This is a genomic window from Pedobacter sp. (assembly GCF_046462515.1).
In the GTDB taxonomy this organism is placed as follows: Bacteria; Bacteroidota; Bacteroidia; order Sphingobacteriales; family Sphingobacteriaceae; genus Pedobacter.
In genome coordinates this window covers 324,271-342,522 of record NZ_JBKGVD010000002.1, presented here as the reverse complement: position 1 = coordinate 342,522, position 18,252 = coordinate 324,271, and the positions used below count along the sequence as shown (strand labels likewise).

Here is an 18,252-nt window from a genome sequence, read left to right as displayed (position 1 = left end):
ATTTAGTTTAGTTTTAACCTAAACTATGAAATTAAATCTGAATATCTTAACCGCTTATTATCACAGAGCCTAATTGCATCATCAAATCTTACTACATCCTCTATTTTACGTGTGTTATATCTGAATGCAAACTCATTACAATATCTGTGTAAATGCTTAGGACTTACATAGTGGTAAATACCAACTATACCACGTTTAAGGTGCGACCAAAATCCCTCAATATTATTGGTATGTGCATCACCATAGGTAATATACTTTTTAGTTCCCCTTCCGTGCTTTACTGAAATATGCTTGGCCACATGTTTTGCAATACCATTATATCCGGGATGACCATCCGAAACCAAGGTGGCCCTTTCGTCAATTGCATCTACCATAACCTTTTCAAGGTTTGTCGCATCAGCATTAGGGACAATAAACGTCTTAACGCTTCCATCTCTTTCAATCGCTCCTACTACCATAGCTTTTCCGCTGCCTCCGTGAGTGCCAGTAAGTTTTTTACTTTCATGTCTATTGATGTTCTTTCCACCTACATAAGTTTCGTCAACCTCTACAACCCCATTAAGTTTTTTATTGTTATCCTGTTTTAGCATTTCACGTATACGGTGCAATAAGAACCAAGCGGTCTTTTGCGTGATATTCAAATCCCGGCTTAATTGTAGGCTAGATATTCCCTTTTTATGCGCTGTGCATAGATACATTGCAGCGAACCAATAGCGTAGTGAAATCTTAGTATTCTCAAATACAGTTCCGGTAGTTACGGTAAATTTCTTAGCGCATTCCTTTGATTTGCATTTATATCCCCTATTGGTAACGTAAGCACCGATAGTACCACAATGAGGACAAGCAGGCTCTATTCCCCATCTCATAGTAGCTAAGTATTCTTTGCACGTTGTTTCTTCTTTAAAGAAGTCTAGTACTTGGATTAGGTTTTTAAATTGTGTTGCCATATTGCCTCCCTGTTTATAACAACAAAGATACAATTTGTCCCAATAACTTACTAATTTATTTGAAAATATTTTTTGAGATTTATTTAAATAACTAAACTAATGTCGACAATACAAGAACAAAGAGAGCAGCAATTACGTGATTTAGCAGAAAGAAGTATTTACTATAGAGGACATATACTTCATAGAACAGCAATCCTAGAAAAGGAAATGGAGGTTCTTATAGTTATGTACTTTAGAATACATCAAGATAATCAGTTAGCTTTTATGGAGCTAATATTAGACAGAATGAGTTTTAGTGATAAGATTTCCGTAATGGAGCAAATTCTAAAAAAAGTGTTTACTGACCTATTTGAAAAAGAGTGTAGCAAAACAATGATATTAGTTAGATATATAAAAGACGTTCGCAATTCTTTTGCACATTATAATGTGTTTTTATCTTATAAAGAAGATGAAAAAATCCCTAAAGAATTCTCATTGACAAATTATAGAAACGAAGTTAAACACACTCCTTTTACTAAAGGAGATTTTAGCTTATTCAATGATAGATTTGAGAAAACTAAAAAGAATATAATTCAATGGAGGAATATATTAGCAGCAATATAAACCAGAATCGGCAGTGCCTCGCATTCTCGACTAGTGCGCACTTCTGGAAATGGTCACCAGCACCCCTATCTGCATATCAAAAATACGAATAACTATCTGTATTTCAAAATATTATTCAATTATTCTTCCCTGTCCCAACTCGTATATAGCTACCCTTTATTTTAGCATTAATGCGTATCATAAAGTTAATTGGCTTACTGCTTCTCTTATGCTGTTCAACAACATTTGCACAGTCCGGCAAGATTACGCAAAAACTCAAAGCACTCAAAACAGCAGATAATCTTACCGAATGGGTTTATGAAAGACTGGCATATGTAAATGAAAACCCTATAAACAGAATCGATTTTTTAACTCATACTCATCAGGAGGCTTGGCGTCAACCTAAAAACGATGACGAATACTATGCCTGGCTTAACCTTTTAAGTACAGAAGGCTATATCCATTTGTTAAATGCAGATATTTTAGCTTCTATTTCTGCCTACGAAAAGGCTTTTAAATATTATCGTGATCATAAGGTTCTTACTTACGACATTTTTGAATATGTACTCAAGCCGCTTACCAATAACTATACACGCTTAGGCGATTATGATAAAGCGCTCTATCTTTTACAGATCTCTATCGATTATTTGAAACAAGATCCGGTATCAGCCAATATCAGAGCAGGTTTATATGGTAACATGGCAATCTGTTACCGTTCCATGGGCAATTTATCTTTAGCCCGGCAAATGGTAAACAACGGACTTCTGCTTGTTAAAAATGATCAGGATGCGCTCATAATGCTAAAGAACATACAAGCAGACATCTTGTTTGAAAATCACGAATTTACCGAAGCTGCCCATATCATAGAACAGAATATTCAAAGAATAGGTCAAATTACTTCCCTAAATGCCTATACAGCAACGGGTACTTTTGCCACAGCAGGCAACATTTATCTGGCAACCAGACAAAGCAGCAAAGCAAAAGATTATTTTAACCGAGCTTTAGCTCTTTTAGATCGTTTTTATCCCAATGCCCGTTTAAGAGAAAGAGCCAATATCTACACGCAATTAGGCAATATAGAATTGATTGATGGTACTTACGCAAAATCACTTGTTTTTTTTAACCAGACTTTAACTACCCTTAAGATTACTGATCAAACAGGGAAACTTCTCAATGACCGTATTTATGGAGACAATAAATTGGTTGAAGTATTTGCTCTGATGGCCGAAGCTTATGTACATTTAAAACAATATGACAAAGGCCTGGATTTAATCAAGCTCTCTCTGTTTTCTGCCAATAAGATCAGGAATGAATTTACAGACGATCTTACCAAACAACACCTACAGGCATCATTCAAAAGCATTGCCGAACAGGGAATAGATTATTGTTACGATAGGTATGTACAAACTAAGGATAAAAAATATCTGAAAACCGCCTTAGACTTTATGGAGCAGACCAAAAGCAGAACCCTGTTAGATCATATCCAAAATACGGCCTATAAATTATTTGAGCACACAAAAGATCCCCTTTTTAATCAAAAGAAAGGCATTGAAAAAGCCATTATCTATCAGCAAAAAGAAAATCTGGAAACAGGAACAAAAGCTCCCCCTGTTTCATTGAATAAATTAAAATTTGAACTGGCTCAGGTAGAGAAACAACTGAGGCAAAAGTATAAACAGCTTAACACCATAGCTGTAACCTATAATCAGGCTATTAATCTGTCTGATTTAAGCGATCCTAAAATATTAAGTTATTTCTGGGGAAATAAAAACATTTATATTATAGAAATTGATCACAAACAATTGACTAACCTCATCCGTATTAATGAAGCTCCCCAAAAACAAATATTAATTGAGCAGTTTATTCAGGAATATTATAAAAATGGGCCGCAAAAAGCTTTAAATACTCCTGAAAGATTTTTTAAGGATTCATATCAGATCTATCAGATACTTTTGGGCGAAACAGCGATTAAGCCTAATGAAGCCATTACCATTATACCCGATGAAACATTAAATTACCTTTCTCTTGATGGTCTGATTACTGGTAGCAACTTCTGTTACCAGATTAGCCAATGGCCTTTTCTAATTAAAAAGAATACACTTAAATATGCTTTCTCTCTCCATACCCTTTTGGCCCAATACAAAGAAAGTGGTTCTGCAAAATTTACAGGCTTATTTATTACACATGAACAAAATAAGCAAAGAGCATTAGAGTCTGTAAAAGAAGAAGCAGCTAATTTAAAGCAGGTTTTAAACGGAAGATTTATAACAGATGCCGCCATAAACCGTAAAAGCTTTAATGACGCCTTTGAATATAGCAGCATATTGCATATTGGTACGCATGCTTATCTGAGTGGGGAACATTTAGAACCAACTTTAGATTTAGGTAACGAAAAGCTCTATCTATTTGAATTGGCCGGCAAAAAAAATGCACCTGCTTTAATTATGCTTACAGCTTGCAAAACTGCTGATGGCTTTTTAGCTAACGGAGAGGGAGTAATCAGTTTTTCCCGTGGATTTAATGCAATGGGTACACCCGCAGTTATTGCAGGTTTATGGAATGTTAACGATAAAGCTGCTGCACAGATCAGTAAAAGTTTTTACCAATATCTATCACAAGATAAAAGTGGTTCAGAAGCCCTGCAGCTGGCTAAACTCAGCTGGCTAAATCAGGTACAGCCCAATGATGCTTATTATCTTCCTTATTATTGGGATAGCCTGATTTATAGCGGTAAAGACCAACATATCAAAATAAAAAAGGCATCTGATCCTGTGATAATGTGGATTGGATGCCTGAGTGTACTTATTGTGTTAAGTGCTATCCTCTTGTTTAAATGGAAAAATTTAATTAGATAGTACCGACATCAATTCTTGAGATGAATTATATTCAGGAGCTGCCTTTTTAACACGGCCTAACCATTCCATAGCAGTTTTATGATTACCTTCTTTAACATAGGTAAGTCCCATAATGTAAGCAGATAAACTTGCATATTGAGACGACTGGTTGTATACAGGAGCCAATACGTCTTTTACGGTTTCATTACAATCAGTAGCAAGTAGGGTCATCGCATAATAGTTAGCCAATCTGATATCATCAGGATTTTGTCTATATGCTTTGGCAATGATTTGTTTAGCTTCATAATATTGTCCATCATCAAAAGCTATAGCTGCTTCTTTAAAGCCAGGATAAGGAGCAAGTTCTAACGACTTAACAATAGCTTCATTACTGAATTGATATTTAGGATAAGTACCCGGTTTCCAAGCAACCCATAAAAATACAACCACCAATACCAAGGCGGTAAGGCCTAAAAAAAGCTTAAAATTAATTTTCTTCGATATTTTTACAGCTTCTTCCATAACATAGCTTTGCTCGTGAGATAATACGTTGTTTACATTCTTATCTCCAATAGTCGAGCCAAACTCATTATTGAATATTTTTGAGCTAAATGTGAAATTGATCTGTTTATAATATTGCAGCAATTGTTGCAATTCTTTATCATAAGGCAAAATGCTCTCAAATTCATTACACTCCACATCAGTTAGATCTCCCTCTACATAACGTGCTGCCAACAAAACCTTATCCATGCGCTAAACAATTTAGATAAAACACTAAAAAACAATTTGTTATAAAAAAACAAGCACATTACTTTTAGCCTTAAGCAATGTGTTTGTTTTTAGTTTTTGAGAGAGCCAATCTTTATAAGCCTTATGGGGCTTAAACACTAACGGGGGTATAATAGGTAAATATTTCTACAACAAATCTCGAATAGTGTATTTTTTTACACAATTTAATTGTTAAAAACTATTTAATCAAATTTCAAGGTTAATTATTAAAAAAATTGAGTAATTTTATTTAAATAGAGTAAAAAATTCCCCAATAATACACAGAACAACAATTCACACAAGACAAAAAAGCTATCTGCAAACTTCTGTACTCAGAAACATTACGTCTACGTTTTTTTTAGATAAAGACTTTAAACCTTTATAGCGTTGAATAAAAAAAGGCCTGTGTGAAAACACAGGCCTTTAATATTTTATATTGAATTTTAATTATGCAAATGCTTCTTCCATATAACTTTCTATCGGAGGACAAGCACACACTAAAGAGCGGTCCCCATAACTGTCATTAACTCTTCCTACAGATGGCCAGAATTTATAAGCAGCTACATAAGGAAGAGGGAAAGCTGCCGTTTGACGACTGTAAGCATGTTCCCAATTATTTCCGGTTACTACCGCAGCAGTATGTGGTGCATTTTTTAGAGGATTATCCGTTTTATCTGATACTCCACTCTCCACTTCGCTGATTTCTTTCCTGATCGCAATTAACGCATCGCAAAAACGATCCAGCTCATGTTTAGGCTCACTTTCTGTTGGCTCAACCATTAAAGTTCCGGCCACTGGAAAAGATACTGTTGGCGCATGGAAGCCATAATCCATTAAACGTTTGGCAATATCAACCACTTCAATACCAAAATTCTTAAATGCTCGGCAATCTAAAATCATCTCGTGCGCACAACGGCCATTAGCGCCTGCATACAACACAGGATAATGTTGCTCTAAACGCGCTTTCATGTAATTTGCGTTCAATATAGCATATTGCGTAGCGTTTGTAAGACCTTCACCTCCCATCATGGCAATATAAGCATGAGAGATCAATAAGATAGAAGCCGAACCCCAAGGCGCAGCAGATACCGCATGAATTGATTTTTCTTTACTGATATTTACTACAGCATGACCAGGCAAATATTTAACCAAGTGAGCAGCAACTCCAATTGGTCCCATACCCGGTCCACCTCCACCATGAGGGATACAGAATGTTTTATGTAAATTCAGGTGACAAACGTCTGCACCTATGTTTGCCGGACTGGTTAAACCTACCTGGGCATTCATATTAGCTCCATCCATATAAACCTGACCGCCATTTTCATGGATGATATTACAGATTTCTACTATACTTTCTTCAAACACACCGTGAGTAGAAGGATAAGTTACCATTAAGCACGAAAGATTTTCTGCATGCTCCTGAGCTTTCGCTCTTAAATCTTCTACATCAATGTTACCGTTCTCTAAAGATTTAACTACTACAATCTTCATTCCGGCCATTGCTGCAGAAGCGGGATTGGTACCGTGGGCAGAAGCAGGAATTAAAGCGATGTTACGATGATGATCGCCACGATCCTGGTGGTAAGCCCTGATTACCATTAAGCCTGCGTATTCGCCCTGGGCACCCGCATTTGGCTGGAAGCTCATTGCTGCAAAACCTGTAATCTCGCTTAACCACTTATCCAGTTCATCAAATACCCTGTAATAACCTAATACCTGATCTGCAGGTGCAAAAGGATGTATCTTGCTAAATTCTGGCCAGGTTACCGGGATCATTTCTGTAGTTGCGTTCAGTTTCATTGTACATGAACCCAAAGCAATCATCGAATGACATAAAGAAAGATCTTTAGCTTCCAATGATTTGATGTAACGTAGCATTTCATGTTCTGAATGATGCGAATTAAATACCGGATGCGTTAAATAAGCGCTGCTACGCTGTAATTGTGCGGGAATAGTTGTCTCTACATTTTCAACAACATTTACACTGTCTGCAGCAATAGCTTTAACTTTAGAGAAAATGCGTACCAAAAGCGCCACATCATCAAAATTGGTAGTTTCATCCAATGAGATGTTCACCAGAGTTGCCTGATAATTTAAGTTAATATTGTTATCTAAACAGTCTTTATGGATTGCACCGCTTAAATCATTTAATTCTACCTGAACAGTATCAAAATAAGCCGTATTAGAAACTTTATAACCAATTAGTTTTAATGATTCAGCTAGACTTACAGTTAAACCATGTACACGTTCAGCAATAGCTTTTAAACCTTTCGGCCCGTGGTAAGCGGCGTAAAACCCAGCCATAATAGCCAATAAAGCCTGCGCCGTACAGATATTAGAAGTAGCTTTATCTCTACGGATATGCTGCTCGCGGGTTTGCAGAGCCATACGCAGGGCATAATTGTTATTGCTATCAATTGTTACTCCTATTATACGCCCTGGAATTGAGCGTTTATACTCTTCTTTAGTGGCAAAATAAGCTGCATGCGGGCCTCCAAATCCCATTGGAACACCAAAACGCTGCGTAGTGCCCACAACTACATCCGCACCCCACTCTCCCGGAGGTGTTAACAAGGTTAAACTTAAAAGATCGGCAATTACAGTAAGCTTAATACTTTGCTCATGTAAAGCAGAAGCGAAATCTCTGTAATCATAAACCTCGCCGTTTGCAGCAGGATATTGTACTATCGCACCAAAGAAATCGGCATTTGGCACAAATTCTTCATGGTTGCCAATTACCAGTTCAATACCAAAAGGATTGGCACGTGTTTTTAAAATATCAATGGTTTGAGCAAAAATAGCATCAGAAACAAAGTACTTATTGCCTTGTCCATTTTTACGCAGACTGTATTGCATAAACATGGCTTCTGCCGCAGCAGTACCTTCATCCAGCAAAGATGCATTAGCAATCTCCATTCCCGTAAGATCTATTACCATGGTCTGGAAATTCAATAAGGCCTGTAAACGACCTTGTGCAATTTCTGCCTGATAAGGCGTATATTGTGTATACCATCCTGGATTTTCAAAAACGTTACGCAAAATAACTCCCGGTGTAATGGTATCATAATACCCCTGACCAATGTAAGATTTGAAAACCTTATTTAATGAAGCGGTTTGTTTTAATGCAGCCAGATAATCTACCTCTGATTTAGCCTTAGGCAAGTTTAAAGGCTGTTTTAATCTGATGGCCGCCGGTACGGTCTGTTCAATTAATTCTTCTATTGATTTTACACCAACGGTTTTTAGCATTTCCGCTGTATCAGCCTCATTTGGAGCAATGTGGCGATCTTTAAAATTTTCCTGGTAATGGATATTTAAGCTCATGGAATAATCGCATTTTTAATGCCGCAAAGGTACGGATTTAAAAGAGATAAATAAAGCTTTACAAATATTATAAAGCAATAATTACATAGCTACAGAGCTCTTGTAGCACAATTACTTATAGATCACACCTCGTTTATTCTTAAAAAGAATAAATTTTTAACTATTCGCTTTCCTTTCAGCAGTTTATATTCTCAGATTTTATGTAATTTAGTTATATAAATCTCATAAAAAATGAAAGCAAAAAGTCTCTTCCTTTCCATTGTAATTCTGTGCGTTTACAGCTTTACCGCAATGGCCCAAACTAAATTAACTGCCGATGATATTTTAAATAATGCCATAAAAGAGGCCAAGGCCACTCACAAAAAGGTTTTCATTAAATTCAGCGCTTCATGGTGCGGCTGGTGCCATAAAATGGACGACAGCATGAAAGATCCCGCTATTAAAGCATATTTCGACAACAACTTTGTAATGCGCCAGCTAATTGTGATGGAGAACAAAGACAAAAAAGATTTAGAAACACCCGGTGCAGAAGAAATGATGAAGAAATACAACAGCGAGGGCTTTGGTATCCCTTTGTGGTTTATCTTTGATGAGAACGGAAAATTACTGGCCGATTCTCACATCCGTCCTAAAGGAACTGGCTTTGAAACCAAAGGAACTTCTATTATTGGCTGCCCAGCTTCTGAATCAGAAGTAGCTTTGTTTATTGATATTTTAAGATCAACCACAAAGCTAAAAGAAGCAGAGCTTAGGAAAATTTACTGGGTTTTCAGAAAAAATGATCCTCAGTACAAGGGGTAATCATTAGATATATTGTAAGAAGCTGTTTATTCTGCTAAAACGTCATCCTGAACTTGTTTCAGGATCTTGTAATTAAAAGATTCCGTATCGAGTACGGAATGACGAAAAGTTGAAAACAGCTTCTTAGCCTTAGCGGGTTACACTCCACCCCGTTTCCTTTTTGTATTTTAAACGGTAGGTTTTATTGATAAAATCAGCACTATCATCAGGGTTTTTCTCAAAGAAAAAGAAAGGTGTATTGACTTTTTTTAACGTTACGGTAATTTTTGCATTGCTGCTATTGACAACAGAAAAATCCACAGGCTTCTCATCAGATAATTCGTAATTTACAGCTTTTACCGTTGCATTGTCTTTCTGCTGTTTCAGCACAAATGCACTGGCCTTATCTGTAAGCTTAACCATATACACGAAGCTGCTGTCTTTTGAAAGGAATTTCTTTTTAGCATTAACTCTTGTCAAATTGATATAGCCTTCCTGTTCCAGCTTCTGATAAGCTTCCAGTTCTTTGTACTCTTTCTCTGAATTGAATTTAAGTTCACCTAACGAAACCTTTCCCGTTTTATATTCAGGATTGCTCTGTAGATATTTGGTAACTTCTTTACCCGCTTCATCGGCATTGATACTGGTCTTATCTTTACATGAAACTACAATCAGGGTTATCAGAGCAAGAAATACAATCTTTTTCATGGGCTTTTTCTTTTAAATTTATCAGCCTTTTTTAAATTTTCCAAATTAGGCAAAATCATCGAACCCAGAATAACCGCCACACCCAACCATCTCAATAAGCTCACATTCTCGTGCAATACCAAAGCCGACATACTTACAGCCACTGGCAATTCAGCAGAACTTAAAATAGAACTTAGGGTTAATCCTACTTTAGGAATACCACTTGCAAAACATAAAGGCGGTATAACTGTACCAAACACGGCCAAAATCAAACCCCATTTCAATAGGCTTCCACCTAAGGCACCGTTTACCAAAAAATGAGGGGGCAGAACACAAAATATTAAAATACATGCACCGGTTATCATTAAAGCACTTTTCTTTAAAGGGGGGTACTCATTGCCCAACTTGCCATTCAGCATCAAGAATAAGGCATAAAAAAATGCAGCCAGCATTCCAAAGCCAATACCCACCGGATTTAGTGCTATATGATTGCTTTCATAATAGCCACTTGCGGCTACAGTACCTCCAAGAATAAGAAAAATAGCTATTATTTGTAAAGCATTGGGTTTTTTCTTATAAATAAACAGTTCTAACAACACGCTTATCCATACAAATTGCATCAGTAAGATAATAGCAACTGACGCAGGGATATATTTTACACATTGATAATAAGTAAGACTTACCATTCCCGTAAAAGTGCCGGCCAGCATGAGCTTGAACCAGTGTGTTACAATTACCGGCTTAGGCTTATCTTTTGGTTGTGTTTTTTGCTGTATGGCATAGATTGCCCATAATAAGACAGCGCCAAAAAGCGCTTGTGTCCCAGTCACATCTCCTAAAGTATAACCTTCGGCATAAGCCAGTTTAACAAACGTAGAAAGAATACCAAAACTACATGCGCCCAACAGCACCAACAAAATCCCTCTCAGCATATCAGACCAGTTGTTTTAAGTACAGTTGAACCGTATTTTCCAAGCCATAATACAAGGCATCGCAAACCAGGGCATGGCCTATAGATACTTCTAACAAATTAGGGGTATGTTGTGCAAAGTATTTCAGATTATGCAAATCCAAGTCGTGTCCGGCATTTAACCCCAAACCTAGCTCATTGGCCTTATTTGCAGCAGCTAAGTATGGTGCTATAGCTTTTTCTTTATCTATGTGGTAATGTTTGGCATAATCTTCTGTATAAAGTTCAATACGGTCTGTTCCTGTGGCCAAAGCACCTTCTACCATTTCAACAACCGGATCAACAAAAATGGAAACCCTTATTCCTTCTGATTTAAAAAGCGCTACCATATCTTGCAAATAAGCTTGATGCTTGATTGTATCCCAACCATGATTGGATGTAATCTGACCTAAAGCGTCAGGAACCAAGGTAACCTGTGCCGGCTTGTTTGCCAGTACCAGATCAACAAATTTCTGTTCACGGCAATTACCCTCTATATTAAATTCGGTAGAGATTACTTCTTTAAGTTCAAATACATCCTGGTAACGGATGTGGCGTTCATCGGGGCGTGGGTGTACCGTTATACCTTCTGCACCAAAGCGCTCGCAATCTAAAGCCACCTTAACAAGGTCAGGGTTATTTCCTCCCCTGCTGTTACGTAAAGTAGCTATTTTATTGATATTGACTGATAGTTTTGTCATATTGCAAAGTTAGCTTAATGTTAGAACACTATTGTAATTTCTATGAAAAATACCCTAACTTAATGCATTTAAGTTATACTGGACCAATCTTATTACCTCTTTCATTTACTCTATGTTATTAAAGCCGTTTAATCAAACCCTGCCCTTAAAGTTTAAGCTATCAGTGCTGTGCTGCTGCTTTTTCTTAAAAAGCAATGCCCAATACGCTGAAGATCTGAGTGCATATAAAGCGATATACGCCTTAGCTGTTAACAATAGTGGAAAATACCTTGCCATTAGAAGTTTTAAATCAAATCAGAAGAAATACCTGCTACTGGCAGACTTGCAAAACCTGAAGACCAGGATAGAGCCCGCAGAACTTTACCAGCTAAGCAATGTTGATTTCAACAACATCAGAGCTATGTTCAAAAATTCGACCTATGTAAAAGTAGTGGAAAACATTCTTGCTAACGATAAGGCCATACAAAACTCGGGATTAAATACGCCTATAAGTGGTAAAAGCGGAATTACTCTAACGGTTGACCTGTGCCCTTCGCACAAAGAAATGGATCGAGTAATTGTGAGCGATCTGCTGTCTAATTTTAAAAATTCGCAGCTTATTCCCATCTCTTTTTCCATATCGGGTAAATGGTTATTAAAACACCAGGCTGATTTTGACTGGCTCAAACAACTCCAGGATAAAAATCAATTAGCTATTACATGGATCAATCATTCATACAACCACAGGGTAAATGAGCTACCCCTTTCTCAAAATTTCATGCTAGCAAAAGATACAGATGTGCAGGCAGAAGTTCTAGAGAATGAACAATTGCTTTTAAAGAATGGCATTGTGTCTTCTGTTTTCTTCCGCTTTCCTGGATTGGTTTCTAATCAGAAACTTGTTGAAAAAATCATGCGCTTTGGTTTAATACCTGTTGGTTCTGACGCTTGGCTGGCCAAAGGCGAAAAGGCAAAAAACGGAAGTATTGTACTAATTCATGGTAATGGCAATGAGGAATCTGGCGTAAAAGATTTCATTGCCTTATTACAAAATAAAAAAAGTGATATTGCTGGAAGGCAATGGTCTTTATTTGATCTTACGCAGGGTATTTTGTCTTCGTTTAAATGATGTTTGAATGAAAGAACTGAAAAATAGAAAGCTTCAATCTAATATCTCACATCTAAATACTAAATACCTATTTATTCTCTTTTACCAGCTCTATCTTCTCTGCTTTAAATCTGCCATCAATGATCTTACCTGTTACATTGGCCTTACTTACCGCATTGCAAAAGCCATCATCGCCATGTGCATTGCCAAAATCATCAATTTTTCTGCCATCTACAAAGTAAGGCTTTCCGTCAATACGTACAGCAAGATCACAGCTTTTACCTTTCATTTTAAACTGGCATTCCCCACAGGCAATTTCAACCACTTGGTTGGTAATAGATTTAGAAACCGCTTTTTTAGTTTTGGTTTGCGCATTTGCGCCTAAACCCAAACCTAAAAATAGCAAGAATAAAAGTTTTTTCATTGTTCTTGATTTTATACTGCAAGGTAAACCTATTAACAGAATAGACCAAAAATTTAAAAAATTATATAATAAAAAAGGGATGTACTTTGTACATCCCTTTAATGGGTTCATTAAACCGGGTATTAATATCTGTAAGTTTCAGGCTTATACGGGCCTTCTACTTTAACACCTATATAATCAGCTTGATGTTGATCTAGAGTATCTAACTCAACGCCAATTTTAGCCAAGTGCAAACGTGCTACTTTTTCATCTAAATGTTTAGGCAACACATAAACTTTGTTTTCATATTGACCAGAATTTGTCCAAAGCTCTAACTGTGCTAAGGTTTGGTTGGTAAATGAGTTACTCATTACAAAACTTGGGTGGCCTGTAGCACAACCTAAGTTTACCAAACGACCTTCTGCCAATACAATAACATCTTTACCATCTATGGTATATTTATCAACCTGAGGTTTGATCTCAACTTTAGTGTGTCCGTAGTTTTGGTTTAACCAGGCCATATCAATCTCGTTATCGAAGTGGCCAATGTTACATACCACAGCTTTATCTTTCATGGTTTTAAAATGCTCGCCACGAACAATATCGCAGTTACCTGTAGTAGTTACAATAATATCTGCTTCTTTTACCGCATTGGCAAATTTCTTCACTTCATAACCCTCCATTGCCGCTTGCAATGCACAGATTGGGTCAATCTCGGTAACAATTACACGTACACCCTGCGAGCTTAATGAAGCGGCAGAACCTTTACCCACATCGCCATAACCTGCAACAACCGCTACTTTACCTGCCAACATCAAATCTGTTGCTCTGCGTATGGCATCTACAAGGGATTCGCGGCATCCGTATTTGTTATCGAACTTAGATTTGGTAACCGAATCATTTACATTAATAGCTGGCAAATGCAAGGTTCCGTTTTTCATACGCTCATATAAACGGTGTACTCCTGTGGTGGTTTCTTCTGATAAACCTTTAATTCCGGCAATCAACTCAGGATATTTATCAAAAACCATATTGGTTAAATCTCCACCGTCATCTAAAATCATATTCAACGGTTGACGTTCTTCACCAAAATGAAGCGTTTGCTCAATACACCAGTCAAACTCTTCGGCTGTTAAGCCTTTCCAAGCATATACCTGAATACCCGCAGCAGCAATTGCCGCAGCAGCATGATCTTGTGTTGAAAAGATGTTACATGATGACCAAGTTACCTCTGCGCCCAGCTCAACCAAAGTCTCAATTAAAACAGCTGTTTGAATGGTCATGTGCAAACATCCTGCAATACGTGCACCTTTAAGGGGTTTAGATTGACCAAATTCTGCTCTTAACGCCATTAAACCTGGCATTTCGGCTTCTGCTAATTCAATCTCTTTGCGGCCCCATTCCGCCAGTGAAATGTCCTTAACTTTGTAAGGAACGTAAGTAGTCTCTACTGATGACATATTTTTATTTTTTAATTTAGGCTACAAATTTACGGTATAGCTTTGTGAATATCAATTTAATAAATGGTGCTTTACAAATTGATGATGATATGCTTAACTAAGCTCTATCATTATATGAAGAATAAGGGTTAAAAGACCATAAACCACATAGAAACATAGCATTTGAACACCAGTACCTATGTGGTTAAACTTCCTATTTTTCGATATCTTTTAAGCTGTTCATTTTTTTATATTCCAAGAAACCTTTGATATCTTCAAAGTGTTCGCGAACACTTTTGTTACCAAATTCAAATACTTTGTTTGCTAATCCATCTAAGAAATCCCTATCGTGTGAAACCAAAATTAAAGTGCCATCAAAATCTTGTAATGCTTCTTTGATGATGTCTTTGGTTTTCATGTCCAAGTGGTTGGTAGGCTCATCAAGTATTAATACGTTTACAGGTTCTAGCAATAGTTTAATCATTGCTAAACGTGTTTTTTCGCCCCCAGATAACACTTTTACTTTTTTGGTTGTATCATCACCACTGAACATAAACGCGCCCAACAGATCTTTGATTTTTACTCTTACATCGCCCACAGCAATTTGATCAATGGTCTCAAAAACCGTTAAACTTTCATCCAAAAGAGAAGCCTGGTTTTGAGCAAAGTAACCGATTTTAGCATTGTGGCCAACCTTTAACGAACCTTCAAAATCAATCTCGCCCATAATAGCTTTGATCATAGTCGATTTACCTTCACCGTTTTTACCCACAAAAGCTACTTTTTCGCCTCTTTCAATAGTCATCGAAGCTTTCTCAAATACCACATGATTGCCATAGGCTTTGGTCAATTCTTCAACAATTACCGGATATTGACCAGAACGTGGAGAAGGGGGAAATTTCAATCGCAAAGCCGAAGTATCTACTTCATCTACTTCTATAATTTCAAGCTTCTCCAACATTTTAACACGAGATTGCACTTGTAATGTTTTAGAGTAAGTGCCCCTAAATCTCTCAATAAACTCCTGATTATCGGCTATAAAGCGTTTTTGCTCTTCGTAAGCTTTTAATTGGTGCTGACGACGTTCCTGACGCAATTGTAAATAGTGAGAGTATTTTGCTTTGTAATCATAAATACGTCCCATGGTTACTTCAATGGTGCGGTTGGTAATATTATCTACAAAGGCACGGTCGTGTGAAATCACAATTACTGCTTTGGCTGATGTAACCAGAAAATCTTCCAGCCATTGAATACTTTCAATATCCATGTGGTTGGTAGGCTCATCCAGTAAAATTAAATCAGGTTTTTTTAGGAGAATTTTAGCCAGCTCTATACGCATGCGCCATCCACCAGAAAATTCTGATGTCGGACGGGTAAAATCACTACGCAAAAAACCTAAACCTTTGAGTACTTTTTCTACCTCAGCGTCATAATTGGTTTCTTCGATAGAATAGAATTTCTCACTTAATTCTGATACACGTTCGATTACTTTCATGTAATCATCGGTTTCATAATCGGTACGGGTTTCCAGTTGCTTGTTGAGTTCTTCCAGTTCATCACGCATTTGATATACTTCTTCAAAGGCCTTAGAAGTTTCTTCAAATACCGTTAAATGGTCTTGTGTTAATAAATGTTGGGGTAGATAGGCAATTACAGCATCTTTTGGCCCGGTAACATTGCCGCTGGTAGGTTGTCCTACACCGGCTATAATCTTCAAAAGCGTTGATTTTCCTGCGCCATTTTTGCCCATTAGGGCTATTTTATCATTTTCATTAATAGAGAAAGAAACATCACTGAAAAGGGTGGTCCCTCCAAAAGAGACAGAAACATTATTTACGTTGATCACGAATTATACTTTTTAAATATCGGCGCAAAGATAAACGTATCTGTGAGTAATAACCTTAGTTCGATTATTATTTTATCAAATGTTGTAAGATTGCCTCATAAATCCACAAAGCAATCTTACTTACGCTGTTATGGGGCAACCTCAATATTTTAAATGCGGAGATTAAAAATCTTATAGCTCTCTGATCCAGATATTCCTGAAACTGATCGGTTCACTTGGATCGCCATGGTCCTGCAATTTGATAGGTAATGGTCCGTGAGCTTTTTGGTAAGAAGGTTTACCAATATATTGTGTGGGACCCATAAGCTCTACGTTATTTTGTACTAAAACGCCGTTAAAAAACACAGTAACTCTTGCAGCTGATTTCAGACTGCCATCTGAATTGAAAACCGGAGCAGTCCAAATCACATCATAAACTTGCCACTCGCCAGGTTTTCTGGCCGGATTTGCCAAAGGTACAAACTGCTTATAGATACTGCCCGCCTGTCCGTTGGTGTAAGTATCGTTATTGTAACTGTCTAATATCTGCAATTCATAACCATCATCACCACCCCCCGTAGAGGCTAAGAACAACCCGCTGTTGCCGCGCCCCTGTCCTTTACCTGTAATATTTTCAGGTATTCTCCATTCAAGATGCAACTGATAGCTTCCAAAAGAACGCTTTGTTTCAATATTTCCGGTTCCTTTCTTAACCGTAAAAATGCCGTTAGCCACGGTCCATAGTGCAGGCTTGGTTTTGTCTTTTACCGAAACCCATTCATCGAGGTTTTTACCATTAAATAAGATAATTGCATCAGAAGGAGCTTCTCCGTATGTTTTTGCCGGATTTACTTTTGGGGGTACAGGCTGGTAAACTTCTGTATCTTGTGGTTTCTGGCTTTTGGCGAGGTTAAAAGCCATAATCAAAGCCATGCAGGGTATAAAAATTCGTTTCATATAAATCAACCAGATTAGATATTAATTTTCAAAAAATTTAATGCAATTTAAAGATTTGAATTTATGTTTATATCCTTGAAAATAATTATCTGTTTTTTACACCATAAGCATGCTTTTACTATTGGGTAAATACCAGCTATTACAGTGGCTCGAAAATCATCTGTTAAGCTGTCCTTTTAAACGGCTAACCAGTCTGGACTGTCCGGGCTGTGGTTTTCAGCGTTCAGTATTGAGCATTTTAAAAGGCAATTTTATAGAAAGTTTTAAATTCTACCCTCCTACCATCCCTATTTTTACTTTAATTATATTTGTCTTTCTCCATCTTAAATTCAATTTTAAAAACGGCAGCTTTTTCATTAAAATTCTTTACATTTTCATCAGCATGATTATTGTAATTAATTACATTTACAAAATAAAAACTCATCAGCTTCATTAAAACCTATGTCAGAAGAAACACAAACGCCCTCTAACCCTGAACAAAACCCGCAGGGATCAGCTCAAGGACAAAATCCTTATCCTCCTAATTTTCAGCAGCCACCATTTGGCTATCATTACCAGCCCGCGTTGCCTAATGCAACTGCCGTATTGGTCTTAGGTATTTTATCTATTGTAAGTTGCTGCTGTTACGGAGTTCCGGGTATTATTTTTGCCGTTATAGCTTTAGTTTTAGCCAGAAAAGACAAGCAGCTTTTCACCATTAATCCCCTGTGGTACAGTCAAAGTTCTTTCAAGAATTTAAATGCAGGCAAGGTATGTGCTATTATAGGTCTGTCATTAAGTATCTTGTACCTGTTATTTTATTTATTCTTTGTATTGGTGTTTGGATTTAAGGCCATTAATAATCCTGATGATGTACAGGATCTTTTAAATTCACTTGATATCTGATCTTAAAATAGCAGACCGTCAGGTATTTGTTAATTTACAGACTATTCTTTTGCACTCGATTTTGTTTAGCTATCTTTGCAGACT

Annotated in this window: 16 protein-coding genes and 1 pseudogene; 6 read left to right on the top strand and 11 right to left on the bottom strand. The window is 37.1% G+C overall.

Features of this window, described 5'->3' with window-relative positions:
- Nucleotides 1-23: 23 nt before the first annotated feature.
- On the bottom strand, nucleotides 24-947 hold the full coding sequence (locus ACLHG9_RS02455; protein ID WP_410219930.1) for an IS1595 family transposase: 924 nt from the start codon (nucleotides 945-947) through the stop codon (nucleotides 24-26).
- Between the two features lie 99 nt (nucleotides 948-1,046).
- Here ACLHG9_RS02455 and ACLHG9_RS02450 point away from each other — a divergent pair, with 99 nt between their 5' ends.
- Nucleotides 1,047-1,550, top strand: coding sequence for a hypothetical protein (locus ACLHG9_RS02450; RefSeq protein WP_410219929.1), 504 nt, complete (start codon nucleotides 1,047-1,049; stop codon nucleotides 1,548-1,550).
- 170 nt (nucleotides 1,551-1,720) lie between these two features.
- Nucleotides 1,721-4,384, top strand: a complete 2,664-nt coding sequence (locus ACLHG9_RS02445; protein WP_410219928.1) for a CHAT domain-containing protein — start codon at nucleotides 1,721-1,723, stop codon at nucleotides 4,382-4,384.
- On the opposite strand, the gene ACLHG9_RS02440 is transcribed toward ACLHG9_RS02445, so the two are convergent.
- Both ACLHG9_RS02440 and gcvP read right to left on the bottom strand, forming a co-directional pair.
- Nucleotides 4,373-5,113, bottom strand: a complete 741-nt coding sequence (locus ACLHG9_RS02440) for a hypothetical protein (RefSeq protein ID WP_410219927.1) — start codon at nucleotides 5,111-5,113, stop codon at nucleotides 4,373-4,375. The genes ACLHG9_RS02445 and ACLHG9_RS02440 overlap by 12 nt on opposite strands.
- A 465-nt stretch (nucleotides 5,114-5,578) precedes the next feature.
- Nucleotides 5,579-8,455, bottom strand: a complete 2,877-nt coding sequence (gene gcvP, locus ACLHG9_RS02435; protein WP_410219926.1) for an aminomethyl-transferring glycine dehydrogenase — start codon at nucleotides 8,453-8,455, stop codon at nucleotides 5,579-5,581.
- Between the two features lie 231 nt (nucleotides 8,456-8,686).
- On the opposite strand from gcvP, the gene ACLHG9_RS02430 reads away from it, so the two are divergent.
- Nucleotides 8,687-9,256, top strand: coding sequence for a thioredoxin family protein (locus ACLHG9_RS02430; RefSeq protein WP_410219925.1), 570 nt, complete (start codon nucleotides 8,687-8,689; stop codon nucleotides 9,254-9,256).
- Between the two features lie 129 nt (nucleotides 9,257-9,385).
- On the opposite strand, the gene ACLHG9_RS02425 is transcribed toward ACLHG9_RS02430, so the two are convergent.
- Genes ACLHG9_RS02425 through ACLHG9_RS02415 form a run of 3 tightly spaced genes read right to left on the bottom strand, consistent with a single transcriptional unit; the run spans nucleotide 9,386 to nucleotide 11,572 of the window.
- Nucleotides 9,386-9,943 (bottom strand): hypothetical protein, encoded by a 558-nt coding sequence (locus ACLHG9_RS02425; RefSeq protein WP_410219924.1) that lies wholly within the window; start codon nucleotides 9,941-9,943, stop codon nucleotides 9,386-9,388.
- Nucleotides 9,940-10,854: an EamA family transporter gene (locus tag ACLHG9_RS02420; RefSeq protein ID WP_410219923.1), complete on the bottom strand. Its 915-nt coding sequence runs from the start codon at nucleotides 10,852-10,854 to the stop codon at nucleotides 9,940-9,942. The genes ACLHG9_RS02425 and ACLHG9_RS02420 overlap by 4 nt, the downstream gene beginning before the upstream one ends.
- Nucleotide 10,855: 1 nt before the next feature.
- Nucleotides 10,856-11,572: a pyridoxine 5'-phosphate synthase gene (locus ACLHG9_RS02415; protein ID WP_410219922.1), complete on the bottom strand. Its 717-nt coding sequence runs from the start codon at nucleotides 11,570-11,572 to the stop codon at nucleotides 10,856-10,858.
- A 112-nt stretch (nucleotides 11,573-11,684) separates the two neighbouring features.
- Between ACLHG9_RS02415 and ACLHG9_RS02410 the strand changes: the two genes are divergently transcribed.
- On the top strand, nucleotides 11,685-12,680 hold the full coding sequence (locus ACLHG9_RS02410; protein ID WP_410219921.1) for a polysaccharide deacetylase family protein: 996 nt from the start codon (nucleotides 11,685-11,687) through the stop codon (nucleotides 12,678-12,680).
- 67 nt (nucleotides 12,681-12,747) lie between these two features.
- Here the strand turns inward: ACLHG9_RS02410 and ACLHG9_RS02405 are convergent, their stop codons facing one another.
- From ACLHG9_RS02405 to ACLHG9_RS02390, 4 genes are all read right to left on the bottom strand, one after another.
- Entirely contained in the window at nucleotides 12,748-13,083 is a 336-nt protein-coding gene (locus tag ACLHG9_RS02405; RefSeq protein WP_410219920.1) for a DUF6370 family protein, read from the bottom strand.
- Between the two features lie 122 nt (nucleotides 13,084-13,205).
- Nucleotides 13,206-14,522: an adenosylhomocysteinase gene (ahcY, locus tag ACLHG9_RS02400; RefSeq protein ID WP_410219919.1), complete on the bottom strand. Its 1,317-nt coding sequence runs from the start codon at nucleotides 14,520-14,522 to the stop codon at nucleotides 13,206-13,208.
- A 193-nt stretch (nucleotides 14,523-14,715) separates the two neighbouring features.
- The gene (locus tag ACLHG9_RS02395) at nucleotides 14,716-16,347 is read right to left on the bottom strand and encodes an ABC-F family ATP-binding cassette domain-containing protein (protein ID WP_410219918.1); all 1,632 of its coding nucleotides are present in this window, start codon (nucleotides 16,345-16,347) and stop codon (nucleotides 14,716-14,718) included.
- A gap of 171 nt (nucleotides 16,348-16,518) precedes the next feature.
- Complete coding sequence (locus ACLHG9_RS02390) at nucleotides 16,519-17,283, bottom strand: DUF1080 domain-containing protein (RefSeq protein WP_410219917.1); 765 nt, start codon at nucleotides 17,281-17,283, stop codon at nucleotides 16,519-16,521.
- Between the two features lie 109 nt (nucleotides 17,284-17,392).
- Here ACLHG9_RS02390 and ACLHG9_RS02385 point away from each other — a divergent pair.
- Nucleotides 17,393-17,536: pseudogene (locus ACLHG9_RS02385) on the top strand (DUF2752 domain-containing protein); the annotation flags it as partial.
- A 45-nt stretch (nucleotides 17,537-17,581) separates the two neighbouring features.
- Here ACLHG9_RS02385 and ACLHG9_RS02380 read toward each other — a convergent pair.
- A complete protein-coding gene (locus ACLHG9_RS02380) occupies nucleotides 17,582-17,707 on the bottom strand; it encodes a hypothetical protein (protein ID WP_410219982.1) in 126 nt (41 codons plus the stop codon).
- Between the two features lie 17 nt (nucleotides 17,708-17,724).
- On the opposite strand from ACLHG9_RS02380, the gene ACLHG9_RS02375 reads away from it, so the two are divergent.
- The gene (locus tag ACLHG9_RS02375) at nucleotides 17,725-18,168 is read left to right on the top strand and encodes a CCC motif membrane protein (RefSeq protein WP_410219916.1); all 444 of its coding nucleotides are present in this window, start codon (nucleotides 17,725-17,727) and stop codon (nucleotides 18,166-18,168) included.
- Nucleotides 18,169-18,252 lie beyond the last annotated feature (84 nt).

Coding starts and splice junctions, on each gene's coding strand:
- ACLHG9_RS02455 (WP_410219930.1), bottom strand. CDS start 947: ATGGCAACACAATTTAAAAACCTAATCCAAGTACTAGACTTCTTTAAA.
- ACLHG9_RS02450 (WP_410219929.1), top strand. CDS start 1,047: ATGTCGACAATACAAGAACAAAGAGAGCAGCAATTACGTGATTTAGCA.
- ACLHG9_RS02445 (WP_410219928.1), top strand. CDS start 1,721: ATGCGTATCATAAAGTTAATTGGCTTACTGCTTCTCTTATGCTGTTCA.
- ACLHG9_RS02440 (WP_410219927.1), bottom strand. CDS start 5,113: ATGGATAAGGTTTTGTTGGCAGCACGTTATGTAGAGGGAGATCTAACT.
- gcvP (WP_410219926.1), bottom strand. CDS start 8,455: ATGAGCTTAAATATCCATTACCAGGAAAATTTTAAAGATCGCCACATT.
- ACLHG9_RS02430 (WP_410219925.1), top strand. CDS start 8,687: ATGAAAGCAAAAAGTCTCTTCCTTTCCATTGTAATTCTGTGCGTTTAC.
- ACLHG9_RS02425 (WP_410219924.1), bottom strand. CDS start 9,943: ATGAAAAAGATTGTATTTCTTGCTCTGATAACCCTGATTGTAGTTTCA.
- ACLHG9_RS02420 (WP_410219923.1), bottom strand. CDS start 10,854: ATGCTGAGAGGGATTTTGTTGGTGCTGTTGGGCGCATGTAGTTTTGGT.
- ACLHG9_RS02415 (WP_410219922.1), bottom strand. CDS start 11,572: ATGACAAAACTATCAGTCAATATCAATAAAATAGCTACTTTACGTAAC.
- ACLHG9_RS02410 (WP_410219921.1), top strand. CDS start 11,685: ATGTTATTAAAGCCGTTTAATCAAACCCTGCCCTTAAAGTTTAAGCTA.
- ACLHG9_RS02405 (WP_410219920.1), bottom strand. CDS start 13,083: ATGAAAAAACTTTTATTCTTGCTATTTTTAGGTTTGGGTTTAGGCGCA.
- ahcY (WP_410219919.1), bottom strand. CDS start 14,522: ATGTCATCAGTAGAGACTACTTACGTTCCTTACAAAGTTAAGGACATT.
- ACLHG9_RS02390 (WP_410219917.1), bottom strand. CDS start 17,283: ATGAAACGAATTTTTATACCCTGCATGGCTTTGATTATGGCTTTTAAC.
- ACLHG9_RS02380 (WP_410219982.1), bottom strand. CDS start 17,707: ATGAGTTTTTATTTTGTAAATGTAATTAATTACAATAATCATGCTGAT.
- ACLHG9_RS02375 (WP_410219916.1), top strand. CDS start 17,725: ATGTCAGAAGAAACACAAACGCCCTCTAACCCTGAACAAAACCCGCAG.